The sequence below is a fragment of the Variovorax sp. GW460-12-1-14-LB1 genome (assembly GCF_059423605.1).
The window spans coordinates 57,152-71,106 of the sequence record NZ_JBWKYF010000010.1; the positions used below are offsets into that span (position 1 = coordinate 57,152).

The window sequence follows — 13,955 nt, forward strand, 5'->3', positions numbered from 1 at the left end:
TCAGGCCGCGCCGAACCGGTAGCTCGACACCACGAGCCCGCCCATGAAGGCGTCCTCGTGGTAGACGCGCTCGCCGACGTCGCCTTCGGCCGCGCCGACCGCGACCATCAGCGGAATCAGGTGCTCCTCGCGCGGGTGCGCCATGCGCGCCGAAGGGGCCGAGGCCCAGTCCTGCAGGCGCTGCACGCGCGCTTGCGGCGTGGCCTGCACAGAGGTCTCGTCGAGCCAGTCGCCGAAGGCCTTCGACACGCCGTGCGCCTGCGGGCCGAAGTTGCGCAGGTTGTGATAGCTCAGGCCGCTGCCGACGATGAGCACGTTCTCGTCACGCAGCGGCGCGATCGCGCGGCCCAATGCCAGGTGCTCGGCCGGGTCGAGCCCGCGCCGCAGCGACAGCTGCACCACCGGCACCTCGGCGTTCGGGTACATCGCGGCCATCGGCGAGAACATGCCGTGGTCGTAGCCGCGCTCGGGGTCGATCTGCGCCGGCAGGCCGGCGGCGGCGATCAGCGATTGCACGCGCTGCGCGAGTTCGGGCGAACCGGGCGAGGCGTAGCGCACCTCGTAGGTGTGGGCCGGAAAGCCGCCGTAGTCGTAGATCATGGGCGGGCGCGGGTTGCCCTGCACCGTGAACACGGGCGACTCCCAGTGCGCCGAGACCATGAGGATGGCGGCCGGCGTGCGGCCGATCTGGCGCGGCATGTCGGCCAGCGAGGCGGCGAGCTGGTCGTAGGTGGCGCCCATCTCCTTCTTCATCCAGGGCCAGGGGCCGCCGCCGTGCGAGATGAAGTACGTGGGCAGGCGGGAAAGCGGGGTGTTGTCGTGGGTCAAGTCGATGCTCCTTGAAGGCGTTGGATCGACTGTAGACATTTCCTTTCAGGAAATCGACAGGCTACGATGCATCGAATCCTTTCTTCACAGGAAATCATCGATGGACCGCATGACTAGCCTGCGCGTGTTCCGCGAGGTCGTCGAGGCCGGCAGTTTCGTGGCCGCGGCAGAGCGCCTGGGCCTGTCGGCACCGATGGCCAGCAAGCACGTGGCACAGCTCGAGAAATCGCTGGGCGCGCGGCTGCTGCACCGCTCCAGCCGCCACCTGAGCCTGACCGAGGCCGGCACCGCCTGGTACGAGCAGAGCCGCCGCGCGCTCGACCTGCTCGACGCGGCCGAGGCCGCCATCGGCCAGACCAGCGACGCGCCGCGCGGCCAGCTCAAGGTGAGCGCGCCCGTGTGGTGCGCCACGCCGCGCTTTGCGCGCGTGCTGGCCGACTACCGTGCGGCGTACCCCGAGGTGCTGGTCGACATGCACCTGGAGAACCGCAAGGTCGATCTCGCGGCCGACGGCTACGACCTGGCCTTGCGCGCCACGCAGGAGCCCTCGCCCGCGCTCATCGCGCGGCCGCTGTGCCGCGTGCCCTTTCATCTTGCGGGCACGCCGGCCTACCTGAAGCGCCACGGCGCCCTGCCCGCGGTGCCGGCCGACCTCGCGAAACTGGGCGCGATCGTGCCCAGCTACGTGAACCTGGACAACCTCGCGCTCAAGGGGCCGGGCGGGCGCATGTTCCCGCTGCGGCTCACGCCCGCGATGCGCTCGGACGACACCACGCTCACGCTGCACGCGGTGCGCGCCGACATGGGCATTGCGTACCTGCCCGTATGGCTCATCGACGACGACCTGGCGCAGGGCCGGCTGGTGCGGCTGCTGCCCGCGTTCGAGGCCACGCCGGTCACGCTGTTCGCCGTGTACACGAGCCGGCAGTACATGTCGCCCAAGCTGCGAACTTTCATCGACTTCCTGAGCGCGCGGCTGGGGGGCATGGAAACAAAGGCAGCACGCACCGACGACAGCAAGGTGCGCCGCAGCTGAAGGGAAGCTGAAGACAGCGGAACAGAACGCACCTTTTCGGGGCAAGGTCATGCATGCAGGGCTACATTCGAAGGCTCTGCTGGAGACCGATTCCTTGTTCCGCTTTTTCGAAAAACTCCTTCCCCCGTATCCCGCCGCCGAACCGACGCTGCCGCCCCAGGGCTTCTTTGCCTTCCTGTGGGCCTGCACGCACGGCGTGCGCGGCAAGATCGCCGCGATGGCGGTGCTCACGGCGGTGATGTCGACCTTCGAGGCCGCGCTGTTCGCGATCCTCGGGCGCATCGTCGACTGGCTCGGCGGCCAGGTGCCGTCCAAGCTGTGGGCCGAGCGCGGCGACACGCTGCTGTGGCTGGCCGCGTTCCTGGTGATCAGCATCGGCGTGGTGGCGCTGCAGACCATCGTGAAGCACCAGACGCTGGCGGTGAACCTGCCGATGCGCCTGCGCTGGAACTTCCACCGCCTGATGCTGGGCCAGAGCATGGCCTTCTACCAGGACGAGTTCGCGGGCCGCATCACGGCCAAGGTGATGCAGACCGCGCTGGCCGTGCGCGAGACCGTGTTCGTGCTGGCCGACGTGCTGGTGGCCATGGGCGTGTACGTGGCCACCATGATCATCCTGGTGGGCGTGCTCGACGCGCAGCTGGTGTGGCCCTTCATCATCTGGCTGGCGCTGTACATCGCCTCGCTGGTGTACTTCGTGCCGCGCCTGGGCAAGGTCGGCAAGGCGCAGGCCGACGCGCGCGCGCTCATGACCGGGCGCGTGACCGACGCCTACACCAACATCGCGACCGTCAAGCTGTTCTCGCACACGCAGCGCGAAGCCGGCTTTGCGCGCGACGCGATGCGCGAGTTCATGAAGACGGGTTATGGCCAGATGCGGCTGGTGAGCGCCTTCGAGATCGTCAACCACACGCTGAGCATGGGCCTCACCGCCGGCATGGCGGGCATGGCGCTGTGGCTGTGGTCGCACGGCACGGTGGGCGTGGGCGCGGTGGCCGCCGCCACGGCGATGGCGCTGCGGCTGCAGGGCATGTCGCACTGGATCATGTGGGAGATGACCAGCCTGTTCGAGAACATCGGCACGGTGCAGGACGGCATGAAGACGCTGTCGCGCCCGCGCACGGTGCTCGACGCGCCCCATGCCACGGTGCTCGACGTGCCGCACGGCGAGGTGCGCTTCGAGCAGGCGAGCTTCCGCTACGGCGACGCGGGCCGCCGCGTGATCGACGACCTGAACCTCGTGGTCAGGCCCGGCGAGAAGATCGGCCTGGTCGGCCGTTCGGGCGCCGGCAAGTCGACGCTGGTGAACCTGCTGCTGCGCTTCCATGACCTGGAGAGCGGCCGCATCCTCATCGACGGACAGGACATCTCGAAGGTCACGCAGGATTCGCTGCGCATGCACATCGGCATGGTCACGCAGGACACCTCGCTCATGCACCGCTCGGTGGCCGACAACATCGCCTACGGCCGGCCCGACGCCACGCTGGCGCAGATCGAAGCCGCCGCCAGGCGTGCCGAGGCGCACGACTTCATCCAGACGCTGGGCGATGCGGGCGGACGGCGCGGCTACGAGGCGCACGTGGGCGAGCGCGGCGTGAAGCTGTCGGGCGGCCAGCGCCAGCGCGTCGCCATCGCGCGCGTGATGCTGAAAGATGCACCGATCCTTTTGCTCGACGAAGCCACGAGCGCGCTCGACTCCGAGGTCGAGGCCGCGATCCAGCAGAGCCTGTACACGCTGATGGAAGGCAAGACCGTGATCGCCATCGCGCACCGGCTCTCGACCATCGCCGCGATGGACCGGCTCATCGTGCTCGACGAAGGCCGCGTGGTCGAAGAAGGTGACCACCGCACGCTGATGGCCCAGGGCGGCCTGTATGCGCGGCTGTGGGCGCACCAGAGCGGCGGCTTCCTGGGCGACGGGCTCGAAGAAGACGAAGCCCTGCGCGCCTGATAAGGCTCCTTCGTGAAACACCGCGGAACCGGCTTTGCCGGGCCGCAGGTGTTGCCCCCGGAAGGGGGTTGGCGCAGCGACACGAAGTGCGCGAAGCCTGGGGGAGAGCCTAGCTTGGCGACGTGCCGGCCTCGTACAGCGCGACGTACTCACCCGACGGCGGGATCGGCTTGATGATGTCGATCAGCACGCCGTTCGGGTCGCGCGTGATGAAGTGGCGCTGGCCGAAAGCCTCGTCGCGCAGCGACAGCAGGATCGGCAGGCCCGCCGCCTTCAGGCGCTCGTGCACCGCGTCGGGGTCTTCCACCTCGAAGTTCAGCAGCAACCCGCCCGCCACCTGCCCGCGCGCTTCGGCGGGAATGGTCTTGTGCGTGCCGTCAAGCACGGCGAGGTTCACCGACGCATCGTCCGCCAGCTGCAGGTGCACGTACCAGTCGATCGTGAACAGCGACGCGAACCCGAAATGCGCCTGGTAGAAGGCCGCGGTGCCGGCCACGTCGTTGGTCATGATCACCGGGTAATAGCTCGTCACTTTCATGGGGTGGCTCCTTCATGGATTAAACATACAAACTGCATGTAAGTTAAATATTAATCCACAAACAGACTGCATGTAAATTAGGGTCATGGCCAAAACCCCGGCACGCACCAACCGCGAACGCACCGAAACCACCCGCCTCGCGCTGACCGAGGCGGCCCGCACGCTCTTCGTCAACAAGGGCTACGGCGACACCTCCACGCCCGAGATCGCCATGGCCGCCGGCATCACGCGCGGCGCGCTGTACCACCACTTCAACGACAAGCGCGACCTGTTCCGCCAGGTGTTGCTGCTCGAGGCGCAGGCGGTCGCGGCCGACATCGATGCCGCCACGCCCGACGAGCTCGGCCCGCGCGAGGCCCTGCTCGTGGGCAGCGAGGCCTACCTGAAGGCGATGACGGTGCCGGGTCGCACCCGGCTGCTGCTGATCGACGGGCCCGCCGTGCTGGGCCTGGCGGAAATGATGTCGATGGACGACGCCACGTCGGCGAACTCGTTGCGCCAGGGGCTGGCGCGCGCCGGCATGGGCCGCGGCGAGGTGTCGCTCGACGCCCTCGCCCGCCTGCTGTCGGCCGCCTTCGACCGCGCGGCGCTGGAGATCGATGCCGGCGGCGATGCCGCCAAGGTGCGGGCCGCCATGCTGTGGCTGCTGGAGCAGGCGCTCCCGCCCAAGAGGAACTAGACCGCGCCTCGACCGCCCATGCGCACGGGCCACTTGGCGACGGTGCCGCGCTGCATCGATTCGAGCGTGGTCTGCGTGAACACGTTGATGCTCACGTGCCGCGCGAGGTAGTGCTCCAGCACCAGTCCCAGCAGGTACGGGCTCGTGCCCGAGAAGCCTTCTTCATCGACGCTCAGCGTGCATTGCACGCCGCGCCCGTAGATCAGCGGCCCCGCGCCCGGCAGGCGCCGTGTCACGGGTTCGATGCGCGAGCCGACGAGGCAATCGATCTGCCGGCGCAGCACGTCGTTGTCGGCCGTGACGAACAGCCGCAGCATGTCGCGCAGCGCCTGCGCGCCCTCGCGGTGCGGCATGTCGGCCAGCGGCAGGTGGTTGAAGCCCAGTTGGCGAATCAGCCGCCACGCGATCTCGCGCTGCGCGAACGGCGACTTGGGCGTGCTCGGCGCACGGATGAGGCCCACGGCCGACACCGGGATCGAATCGGCCACCGCGAGGTCGGCCTGCCCGTTGCGCGGCACGAGGCACGGCAGGTCGCGGTTGGTGAGCATCGCCTTCACCGACAGGTAGCGCAGGCTCTCGGGGTACGGCGCCTCCTGCTGGTCGACCAGCGACAGGAACACCTCGGTGCCGATGTAGGGCGTGCGCGTGCCGTACTTGCGCGCCGTTTCGGACACCAGCCGCGGTTCGCGCCGCACCGAGAAGTAGCGGCCGTGGTTGCCTTCGTCTTCGTTGAGCGTCTGGTAGAGCGGGCGGAAGTCGATCTCGGCCGTGGTGCGCGCCTGCTGGCCGGCGATGCGCTGCACCGAATACACCTCGAAGTCCATTGGCCGCGAGCGGTCGGGCACGAGGTGGAACTCGGTCTGCGCGCTGTCGAGTTCGATGCGGTCGGTGCGCCGCTCGAACAGGTTGACCACCGGCGTGCTGAACAGCGCGAATTGCGCCGCATCGACCAGTGCACCCAGCGCACCGGGCGGCTTGCTCAGCAGCACGACGATCTCGACCTCCTTGCCGGGAATGCGCGCCAGCCCCGGCGCGAGCTGCGTGAGCGTGAAGAAGTAGAAGCGCTCGGGGCACGCAAAGTATTCGTGCAGCAGGTTGTGGCCGTGGAAGGTGTTCCACGCCAGCGGCAGCAGGCCTTCGCCCGGCGCCAGCCCTTCGTGCACCAGCGCGCCTTCGGTCACGACGTGCGGGCGGTCCATCAGCTGGCCGGGCTCGCCGACGAAGGTCGCGACCGCCGAGGTGTGCAGCAGCTCGAACAGGTGCGACGCCACCTGCTCGTTGCCGCGCAGGTAGATCGGCAACCGGTCGATCCCCGACAGTGCCGAGAACCCCATCTCGCCCACGATGCGCAGCCGCAGGCGCAGCGCGCCCGTCACCTGCACATGCGGCGGCACGTAGCGCTCCAGCGCCGGGATGTCGGGCGGCGCGCCGGTGAGCCGCGCCTCGGCGATCTCGAAGGGCCACAGCGTCACGTCCTGGCTGGAGCGGAACTCGCACGGCGTCTGCTCGCCCGCCGGCACGCGCGCATGGAAGGCCGTGCCGCGCGGCACCACGAAGCCGCGCGTGAAGTCGCCCTCCTTCACGCTGGGGTGCAGCTGCGCCACGGCCATCGACGGCGTGGGGCTCAGGTAGTTGGGGTACAGCACCTCGAGCAGGCGCTGCGTGAAGCGCGGAAATTCGGCATCGAGCTTGATCTGCATGCGCGCCGACATGAAGCTGAACGACTCGATGAGCCGCTCCACGTACGGGTCGGCCACCTCGATGCCGTGCATGCCCAGGCGGCGCGCGATCTTGGGGTGCGAGGCGGCGAACTCGCTCGCCGCCTCGCGCATGTAGACGAGTTCCCGGTTGTAGTACTCGAGGAGTTGCGGGTCCATGACGATGAGCCTTCCCTGGCGTGGTTGAAGTAAAGGAGAAATGAAAGACAGACAGGCTTCAGTCCGCCGCGCCGACGATGCGCATGCGGTTGGTCTCGAGATCGACCGCGCTTTGCACCGTGAACGCCAGCGGGTACGGCTTCAGGTGAATGAGCGCGCGGATCTCGAACAGCAGCACGTTGTAGGCCTCGGCCGCGCCGTCTTCCTTCATGAGCGGCACCACCTGCACGCTGTCGGGAATCAGGCGGGGCTCGTAGTCGCGGATGGCGCGGCGGATGATGCGTTCGATGTCCGCCCACTTGCGCTCCGACAGGTAACTGCCGGCCAGCGGCGGCACGCCGTAGTTGACGGTGGAAGACGCTGCGTCGGCATGGCGCGTGCGATCGATCAGGTCTTCGGCGTTGGTGGTGTTGAACAGCAGGGCCAGGTCGCGCTGGATGATCTCGCGCATCCGGGCCGGCGTGGCCGTGTACTCGGACGGCAGCTCGGCGCTGCGGCCGGGCGCCTCGTCGCGCAGGCGGTCGAACAGCGTGGGCAGCAGCTGCGCGTTGACGCGCGGCGCGGCGGGTGCATCGGGCCCGCGGGGCGCGCGGGCGCCGGGGTGCGCGGGGTGGGAACCTGTGAACGGGGATTGCTCGGTGAGCCGCATGACCTGGCCTTTTCTGGAAGGGGCAGAGTCTTGCGTGGATGCCCGCCGCTCATTGCAAACAATGGTCACACAGCAGGCCTGGCTCGAATGCGGACGCCCGCGCCGGGCATTTGTCGTCGCATCCGCGCTTCGCGAGTCCTACAGCACGCACCGCCCCCCGCCGACACCCGCACGCCGGCGGGCGCCCGATGCTGGGTCATCGCCAACCACAAGGAGCCTTCGCGTGAATTCCATCATCTACATCGTCGGCCTGGTCGTGGTCGTCGTCGCCGTGCTGTCGTTCTTCGGCCTGCGCTGAAACCGCAAGCGCAGCGCCACGGGGCCGTTCGCGGCCCCGTTTCTCTTGGGCAGGCCTTCTGCATGCGCCGGGCATAATTTGCGCGCCCCGCCGCCGCTTTGCTGCGCCGGGGCGTCATTGGCGAAGAAGAAGGGACCCTGTTGATCACCACCACCGCGCTGCGCGCACCTGCTTTTCCGGATGCGGTGATCACCGAGGCGGTCCGATGGACCGAACAGAACGGCCCGCTCGACGACGCGTCGGCCCTTCGCACCGCGGCCTCGCGCGCAGCCGACGGCCCCACCCGCATCGTTGAACGCGCCCGCCAGCTCGGCGAGCGCATGGGCCTGCAGGCCGAACTCGCGCGCGGCCGCCAATGGGCGCCGTGGGTGCTGCTGGCGCTGGTGGCGCTGGTCGTGATCGCGGGGCTGGGCCTGGCCGGTCAGGTGGTCGGCGGCAGCGACCGCCACATCAACGTGATCGTCGCGCTCGTCAGCTTGCTGGGCCTGCATGCGCTCACGCTGCTCTTGTGGCTGGCCGGCCTGTGGCTGCCGTCGGGCACCTTCGGCACGGCTTCGCTGGGCTGGCTGTGGCTGTCGCTCACGGCGCGCGTGGCGGGCGGCCAGCGCGGCCAGGCGCCGCAGCTGGTGCGCGCGGCCACAGGGCTGCTCACGCGTGCGCGCCTGCTGCCCTGGGCCTTCGGGCTCGTGAGCCACGGCATCTGGGCGCTGTCGTTCGCCGTGGTGCTGGCGGCGATGCTGTTCGCCCTCGCCTTTCGCAGCTACACGCTGAGCTGGGAAACCACCATCCTCGAACCCGACTTCTTCGTGCGCGTGGTGCAGGCGCTGGGCTGGCTGCCGGCGCAGTTCGGATTTCCCGTGCCCGATGCGGCCACCGTGCAATCGGCCACCCCCGTCGCTGCGGCCCAGCGCACCTGGGCGCTGTGGCTCACCGGCTGCATCGCGGTGTACGGCCTGCTGCCGCGCCTGGCGCTGGTGCTGCTGAGCGCCGCCGTCTGCCGCCAGCGTCGCCCCGCCTTGCAGCCCGACTGGCAGGCGCCCTACTACCGCAAGCTGCTGGCCCGCTTCGCCGCGCTGGCGCCACCCGCCATCGTCGATGCCGACCCGGGCCGTGCGCACCCCGCCGCACCCACGGGCCTGCCGGCCTCCGAGCAGCACGACGGCCTGTTCGTCGTCGGCTTCGAACTGCCGCCCGACCTGCCCTGGCCGCCCGCCGGCCTGCCGGCATCGGCAGTCCGCATCGACGGCAGCGCGCCGGCGCGCCGCGCCCTGCTCGACCAGCTCGCGCAGCTCCACCCGCGCACCGTGCTGCTGGTCTGCCACGCGGCCTCGAGCCCCGACCGCGGCACCGAGCGCTTCCTGCGCGAGGTGCTGGCGCATTGCGGCGAATGCCGCCTCTGGCTGGCCGACGCGCCCAACGCCGCCGCCACGCAGCGCTGGCGCGACTGGCTGCGCGACGCAGGGCTGGCCCACGTGGTCGCGAGCGACCGGCTCGATGCCGTCTTCACGGAAGGCACCGCCACCGCATGACCTCCCCGACCCCGATCCGCATTGCCGTCGTCGGCCACACCAACGCAGGCAAGACCTCGCTGCTGCGCACGCTCACGCGGCGCGTGAACTTCGGCGAGGTGTCGCAGCGCCCGGGCACCACACGCCATGTCGAGTCGGTCGATCTCGAGGTGAACGGCCAGCCGGCCGTGCGCTTCCTCGACACGCCGGGCCTGGAAGACGCGGTCGCGCTGCGCGAGCACCTGGCCGGCCTCGACGCCGCCCAGCAGGCCACGCCGCCCGAGCGCATCCGCCGCTTCCTGCAGGGCCCCGAGGCGCAGGGCGTGTTCGAGCAGGAGGCCAAGGTGCTGCGCGCGATGCTCGACATCGACGCCGCCTTTCTCGTGATCGACGTGCGCGAGCCGGTGCTGCCCAAGTTCCGCGACGAGATCGAGCTCCTGAACTCCTGCGCGCGTCCGGTGCTGCCGGTGCTCAACTTCGTGCGCGACGCCGCCAGCCGCGAGCCGGCCTGGAAAGAACTGCTCTCGGCCTACGGCCTGCACGTGCAGGTGCGCTTCGATGCGGCGGCGCCGTTCGTGGGCGCCGAGCACGACCTCTACAACGACCTGGCCACCCTGCTGCGCGACCGCCGCGACGCGCTGCGCGGCGTGGTCGACGCGCTCGACGCCGAGGCCGACGCGCGCCGCCAGTCGGCCTGCACGCGCATCGCGGACCTGCTGGTCGATGCCGCGGCCATCCGCCGCACCGTGCCGGCCGCCGAGTTCGCCGACGCCACGCGCCGCCAGGCGCTGGTCGCCGGCGTACAGAAGGACGTGTTCGACAAGGCCCAGCGCTGCACCGACGACCTGCTCACGCTCTACGGCTTTCGCCAGGGCGACGCCGACGAAGCGCCGCTGCCGATCATCGAAGGCCGCTGGACGCTCGACTTCTTCAACCCCGAGGCGATGAAGGACGCGGGCCTGCGCCTGGGCAAGGGCGCGGTCATCGGCGCCGCCGTAGGCGTGGTGGCCGACCTCGCGGTGGCCGGGCTGTCGCTGGGCGCGGGCGCGGCGCTGGGCGGCGCCATCGGCGGTGCGGTGTCGCAGGGCTGGGGGCCGCTCGGGCGCAAGCTGGCCAACAAGCTGCGCGACATGCACGAGCTCACGGTGGAAGACAGCGTGCTGTTCACGCTCGCGGCATGGCAACTGCAGCTCGCGCAGGCGCTGGAGCGGCGCGGCCATGCGGCCGTGGAGCGCATCCGGGCCGAAGCGCCTTCGGCGGACGAGGACGACACGCTGATGCGTGCAGCCGCCGGTGCCGTGCGCGCCGTGCAGCCCGCGCGCAGCCATCCCGAGTGGGAATCGACCGGCGCCCTCACGCGCAGCTTCTGGCGCCCCGCGCCGCAGCGCGAGGCGCTGGCGGGCACGCTGTCGAGCGAACTGCGGCGCGCCTTCGACGCCTGAAGCCGGGCTTCAACCCGCCACTTGCTCGGGCGTGACCTTGGCCAGCGACTTGTCGACGAACGCCCCCAGCCGCGTCTGCACTTCCCCGCCGGTCTGCACCACCGCCGCCATCAGCGACTCGGCGAACATGCCGTCGGTGGCCGACATGTCGGCGATGCGGCTGATCGAAGTGACCATCGCGTAGTTCGACAGCGCCGCGTTCTTCGCCACGCGCTTGGCCAGCACCATCGCGGCGCGCAGGCTCTCGCCGGGCGCGGCGATCTCGTGCGCCAGGCCCAGCGTCTTGCCAGCGCGGGCGTCGAGCACGCGGCCGGTGAGCATCATCTCGACCATGCGGCCCGGCGTGATGATGCGTGCCACGCGCACCGTCGCGCCGCCGCCGGTGAAGATGCCCTTCTGCCCCTCGGGCAGCGCGAAGTAGGTCGACGGGTCGGCCACGCGCACGTGCGTGGCCGCCGCCAGCTCCAGCCCGCCGCCGACCACCGCGCCGTGCAGCGCCGCGACCACCGGGATGCCGCCGTACTGGATCTTGTCGAAGGTGCTGTGCCAGCGCTGGCACACGCGCATGAAGTCGACCGCGGTGCGTTCCTTGTCGTGGTGCTCCTTGAGGTCGAGCCCGGCACAGAAATGCGGCCCCGCGCCGGTCAGCACCACGGCCTTGGCCTCGCGCGGCAGCGCACTGAACACGGCGTCCAGCGCGGCCAGCGTGGCCTCGTCGATGGCGTTGCGCTTGGCGGGACGGTTCAGGGTCACGACGGCGACCTCTTCGTCCATGTGCAGGGTGACGTTCCGTTCGATCACGGCAGGGCTCCTTGGGTTGTTGCGGGTTCCGCCACCGGAATGGGGCGCTTCAGGGCTACGATAGCCCTGCGCGCCGCGCCATTGCTTGCAGATCGCGCCCATTCATTTGCAGATTCCGCCAACCGTCGTTTGAACCCGTCATGCCGCCAGAGCGCGCCACCGTTGCCGTCAGCTTCCTGCAGCACCTGCTGAGCGGCGCGCGCCGCCAGCTCAGCCCGCGCGACATCGACCTGCTGGCCGCGCAGGCCGGCCTCTCGCCGCAGCTGCTGCGCCAGGACGGCGCGCGCGTCACGCGCGAGCAGTTCGTTCGCATGTACGAGTGCGTGTCGCTCTTCATGGGCGACGAGATGCTGGGGCTGTGGTCGCGCCCGATCCGCGCGGGCGCGCTCAAGTACCTCGGGCTCAGCCTGCTCGATGCGCCCTCGCTCATGGTCGCCATGTACCGCTTCACGCGCTTCTGGAACCTGCTGCTGGACGACCACCGCCTGCGCATGACGCGCGCCCACGGCGTGGCCACGATCGCCATCGCGCCGCACCCGGAAGCCGCCGCGCGCCCCACCACGCCCTTCGGCCATGCGCTGATGGTCAAGCTGATCCACGGCGTGGCCTCGTGGCTCATGGGGCGGCAGCTGCCGGTGCTGGGCGTCGGCTTTGCGTTCCCGCGCCCGGCGCGCTTCGACGAGTACGCGAACCTGTTCCCCGGCCCGCTGCAGTTCGAGCAAGACACATCTTCGGTGCGCTTTGCCGAACCGGTGCTGCGCCAGACCTTCCAGCGCACGCGCGCCGAGCTGCTCGACTTCGTGCGCCGCGCGCCCGACGACTGGATCTTCGTCACCTTCGACCACGACACCACCAGCGCCACGGTGCGCGAGTTCGTCGCCGCGCACCTTGCATCCGATGCCACGCTGGGCGCGGCGGCGCGCGCGGTGCACATGTCGGAGCGCGCGCTCTCGCGTCAGCTTGCGGCCGAGGGCACGAGCTTTCGTGCGTTGAAGGAAGAGGTGCGCCGCGACCTCGCGATCCAGCGCCTCGTGAAGACGCGCGAACCCATCGATCGCATCGCGGCCTCGGTCGGCTTTGACAACACGCCGGCCTTTCATCGTGCGTTTCGCACGTGGACCGGCAGCACGCCGCGCGGCTACCGACAGCGCGCTGGTTAGTTGGCCGCGCCTGCCAGCGCCTGCAACTTGGCGAAGTCGCCCGGCCGCGCGCCCATCTGCTCAGGCGTCGAACGCTTGGCCACGCGCTCCAGCAGCGGCAGGCGGTTGACTGGCTGCACCGTCATGCCCTTGCCGCGCAGGAACTGTTCGTCTTCGAGCTCGCTGGCGATCACGCCGACGTTGGTCCACTTGGCCGTGTCGGCCAGCGTCTTCTCCACCATCGCCTGCTGCGGCGGCGTGAGGCGGGCCCAGGCCGCCTTGCCGATGACGATGCCCAGCGTGTCGTAGATGTGGCCCGTGAGCTGCACGTACTTCTGCACTTCGTACAGCTGCTTGGCGCGCACCGTGCCCAGCGGATGCTCCTGCGCCTCGACCTCGTTCTTCTTGAGCGCGCCGTACAGGCTGTTGAACGGCAGCGACACGGGCTTGGCGTCGAGCGCGGTGGCAAAGAGCTGGTAGGCCGCGGCGTCGGGCACGTACAGGCGCAGGTCGCGAAAGTCCTCGGGGCGTTGCAGCGGCTTGCCCGAAGTCACCTGCCGCGCGCCGTAGTAGACCGACGCGACCATGCGGTTGCCGCTGCGCTCGTTGTAGCCCTTCATCAGGTCCGCGAGCAGCGGGCTCGCGAGGTACTTGCGCACGTGGTCCAGGTCCTTGAAGGCGAAGGGGTAGCTGCCCAGGCCCAGCGGCGGATAGCCCTCGGCCAGCGTGGCCTGGCCGACGTAGGCGATCTGCATGGAATCGTTGGCGAGCATCAGCGCGTAGTCGCGCTCCTGCCCCAGCTTCGAGGCGGGCACCACCTCGATCCTGATCTTGCCCTCGGACTGCTCGGCGATCTTGCGCGCCGCCAGCTCGGCCTGCTGGTGAAAGATGCTCGCGGGCTCGTAGATGTGGCCCCACTTGAACTGCTGCACTTGCGCACAAGCGACAGCGGCGCTCCCCATGGCGACGCACAGGACAGCAGCCCGGCGCCACGACATCAAACGTTTTTTCATCGGCAGTCCCTCACGGTGAGAAGGCCCGCCGGCGCGGGTGCGCCAAAGCACGCGGCGGGTGTCGGGAACGCATCCCGGCCGCTGAATGTAAACATTTGCAACCAAAATCCAGACAGGGTTTGCCCGGTCACGGGGCAGTCATGGCCCTTCCCTAGCATCCGCGTGCGCCCGACGCGCCCACTTCCTCACCGCACCT

Annotated in this window: 13 protein-coding genes; 7 read left to right on the top strand and 6 right to left on the bottom strand. The window is 69.8% G+C overall.

Annotated elements, in window-relative coordinates:
* Positions 1-828 carry a DODA-type extradiol aromatic ring-opening family dioxygenase gene (locus AC07Y4_RS07590; RefSeq protein WP_487847203.1) on the bottom strand — a complete coding sequence of 276 codons (828 nt, stop codon included), beginning with the start codon at positions 826-828 and terminating at the stop codon, positions 1-3.
* Positions 829-928: 100 nt separating this feature from the next.
* Between AC07Y4_RS07590 and AC07Y4_RS07595 the strand changes: the two genes are divergently transcribed.
* Together AC07Y4_RS07595 and AC07Y4_RS07600 are read left to right on the top strand one after the other, a co-directional pair.
* Complete coding sequence (locus AC07Y4_RS07595) at positions 929-1,864, top strand: LysR family transcriptional regulator (RefSeq protein WP_487847204.1); 936 nt, start codon at positions 929-931, stop codon at positions 1,862-1,864.
* A gap of 94 nt (positions 1,865-1,958) precedes the next feature.
* Entirely contained in the window at positions 1,959-3,815 is a 1,857-nt protein-coding gene (locus AC07Y4_RS07600; RefSeq protein WP_487847205.1) for an ABC transporter ATP-binding protein, read from the top strand.
* Between the two features lie 109 nt (positions 3,816-3,924).
* Here the strand turns inward: AC07Y4_RS07600 and AC07Y4_RS07605 are convergent, their stop codons facing one another.
* Positions 3,925-4,353 carry a VOC family protein gene (locus AC07Y4_RS07605; protein WP_487847206.1) on the bottom strand — a complete coding sequence of 143 codons (429 nt, stop codon included), beginning with the start codon at positions 4,351-4,353 and terminating at the stop codon, positions 3,925-3,927.
* Positions 4,354-4,438: 85 nt separating this feature from the next.
* Here AC07Y4_RS07605 and AC07Y4_RS07610 point away from each other — a divergent pair, with 85 nt between their 5' ends.
* Positions 4,439-5,032 carry a TetR/AcrR family transcriptional regulator gene (locus AC07Y4_RS07610; RefSeq protein WP_487847207.1) on the top strand — a complete coding sequence of 198 codons (594 nt, stop codon included), beginning with the start codon at positions 4,439-4,441 and terminating at the stop codon, positions 5,030-5,032.
* Here AC07Y4_RS07610 and tssF read toward each other — a convergent pair.
* Both tssF and tssE read right to left on the bottom strand, forming a co-directional pair.
* Positions 5,029-6,909, bottom strand: coding sequence for a type VI secretion system baseplate subunit TssF (gene tssF / locus AC07Y4_RS07615; RefSeq protein WP_487847208.1), 1,881 nt, complete (start codon positions 6,907-6,909; stop codon positions 5,029-5,031). The genes AC07Y4_RS07610 and tssF overlap by 4 nt on opposite strands.
* 58 nt (positions 6,910-6,967) lie before the next feature.
* A complete protein-coding gene (gene tssE / locus AC07Y4_RS07620) occupies positions 6,968-7,558 on the bottom strand; it encodes a type VI secretion system baseplate subunit TssE (protein ID WP_083258999.1) in 591 nt (196 codons plus the stop codon).
* Here tssE and AC07Y4_RS07625 point away from each other — a divergent pair.
* The 3 genes from AC07Y4_RS07625 (at position 7,557) to AC07Y4_RS07635 (ending at position 10,806) form a co-directional block, all read left to right on the top strand.
* On the top strand, positions 7,557-7,856 hold the full coding sequence (locus AC07Y4_RS07625) for a hypothetical protein (RefSeq protein ID WP_487847209.1): 300 nt from the start codon (positions 7,557-7,559) through the stop codon (positions 7,854-7,856). The genes tssE and AC07Y4_RS07625 overlap by 2 nt on opposite strands.
* 140 nt (positions 7,857-7,996) lie before the next feature.
* Positions 7,997-9,385 carry a DUF2868 domain-containing protein gene (locus AC07Y4_RS07630; protein WP_487847210.1) on the top strand — a complete coding sequence of 463 codons (1,389 nt, stop codon included), beginning with the start codon at positions 7,997-7,999 and terminating at the stop codon, positions 9,383-9,385.
* Complete coding sequence (locus AC07Y4_RS07635) at positions 9,382-10,806, top strand: GTPase/DUF3482 domain-containing protein (protein WP_487847211.1); 1,425 nt, start codon at positions 9,382-9,384, stop codon at positions 10,804-10,806. The genes AC07Y4_RS07630 and AC07Y4_RS07635 overlap by 4 nt, the downstream gene beginning before the upstream one ends.
* A gap of 9 nt (positions 10,807-10,815) precedes the next feature.
* On the opposite strand, the gene AC07Y4_RS07640 is transcribed toward AC07Y4_RS07635, so the two are convergent.
* The gene (locus AC07Y4_RS07640; RefSeq protein ID WP_255221122.1) at positions 10,816-11,607 is read right to left on the bottom strand and encodes a crotonase/enoyl-CoA hydratase family protein; all 792 of its coding nucleotides are present in this window, start codon (positions 11,605-11,607) and stop codon (positions 10,816-10,818) included.
* Positions 11,608-11,747: 140 nt separating this feature from the next.
* On the opposite strand from AC07Y4_RS07640, the gene AC07Y4_RS07645 reads away from it, so the two are divergent.
* Positions 11,748-12,767, top strand: a complete 1,020-nt coding sequence (locus AC07Y4_RS07645) for an AraC family transcriptional regulator (protein WP_062475623.1) — start codon at positions 11,748-11,750, stop codon at positions 12,765-12,767.
* Here the strand turns inward: AC07Y4_RS07645 and AC07Y4_RS07650 are convergent.
* On the bottom strand, positions 12,764-13,759 hold the full coding sequence (locus tag AC07Y4_RS07650; protein ID WP_487847212.1) for a sialic acid TRAP transporter substrate-binding protein SiaP: 996 nt from the start codon (positions 13,757-13,759) through the stop codon (positions 12,764-12,766). The two genes, AC07Y4_RS07645 and AC07Y4_RS07650, sit on opposite strands and share 4 nt — an antisense overlap.
* Positions 13,760-13,955 lie beyond the last annotated feature (196 nt).

Excerpts from the sequence above, each read along its gene's own strand:
- AC07Y4_RS07595 (WP_487847204.1), top strand. The coding sequence starts at position 929 with ATGGACCGCATGACTAGCCTGCGCGTGTTCCGCGAGGTCGTCGAGGCC.
- AC07Y4_RS07605 (WP_487847206.1), bottom strand. The coding sequence starts at position 4,353 with ATGAAAGTGACGAGCTATTACCCGGTGATCATGACCAACGACGTGGCC.
- AC07Y4_RS07610 (WP_487847207.1), top strand. The coding sequence starts at position 4,439 with ATGGCCAAAACCCCGGCACGCACCAACCGCGAACGCACCGAAACCACC.
- tssF (WP_487847208.1), bottom strand. The coding sequence starts at position 6,909 with ATGGACCCGCAACTCCTCGAGTACTACAACCGGGAACTCGTCTACATG.
- AC07Y4_RS07625 (WP_487847209.1), top strand. The coding sequence starts at position 7,557 with ATGACCTGGCCTTTTCTGGAAGGGGCAGAGTCTTGCGTGGATGCCCGC.
- tssE (WP_083258999.1), bottom strand. The coding sequence starts at position 7,558 with ATGCGGCTCACCGAGCAATCCCCGTTCACAGGTTCCCACCCCGCGCAC.
- AC07Y4_RS07635 (WP_487847211.1), top strand. The coding sequence starts at position 9,382 with ATGACCTCCCCGACCCCGATCCGCATTGCCGTCGTCGGCCACACCAAC.
- AC07Y4_RS07645 (WP_062475623.1), top strand. The coding sequence starts at position 11,748 with ATGCCGCCAGAGCGCGCCACCGTTGCCGTCAGCTTCCTGCAGCACCTG.
- AC07Y4_RS07650 (WP_487847212.1), bottom strand. The coding sequence starts at position 13,759 with ATGAAAAAACGTTTGATGTCGTGGCGCCGGGCTGCTGTCCTGTGCGTC.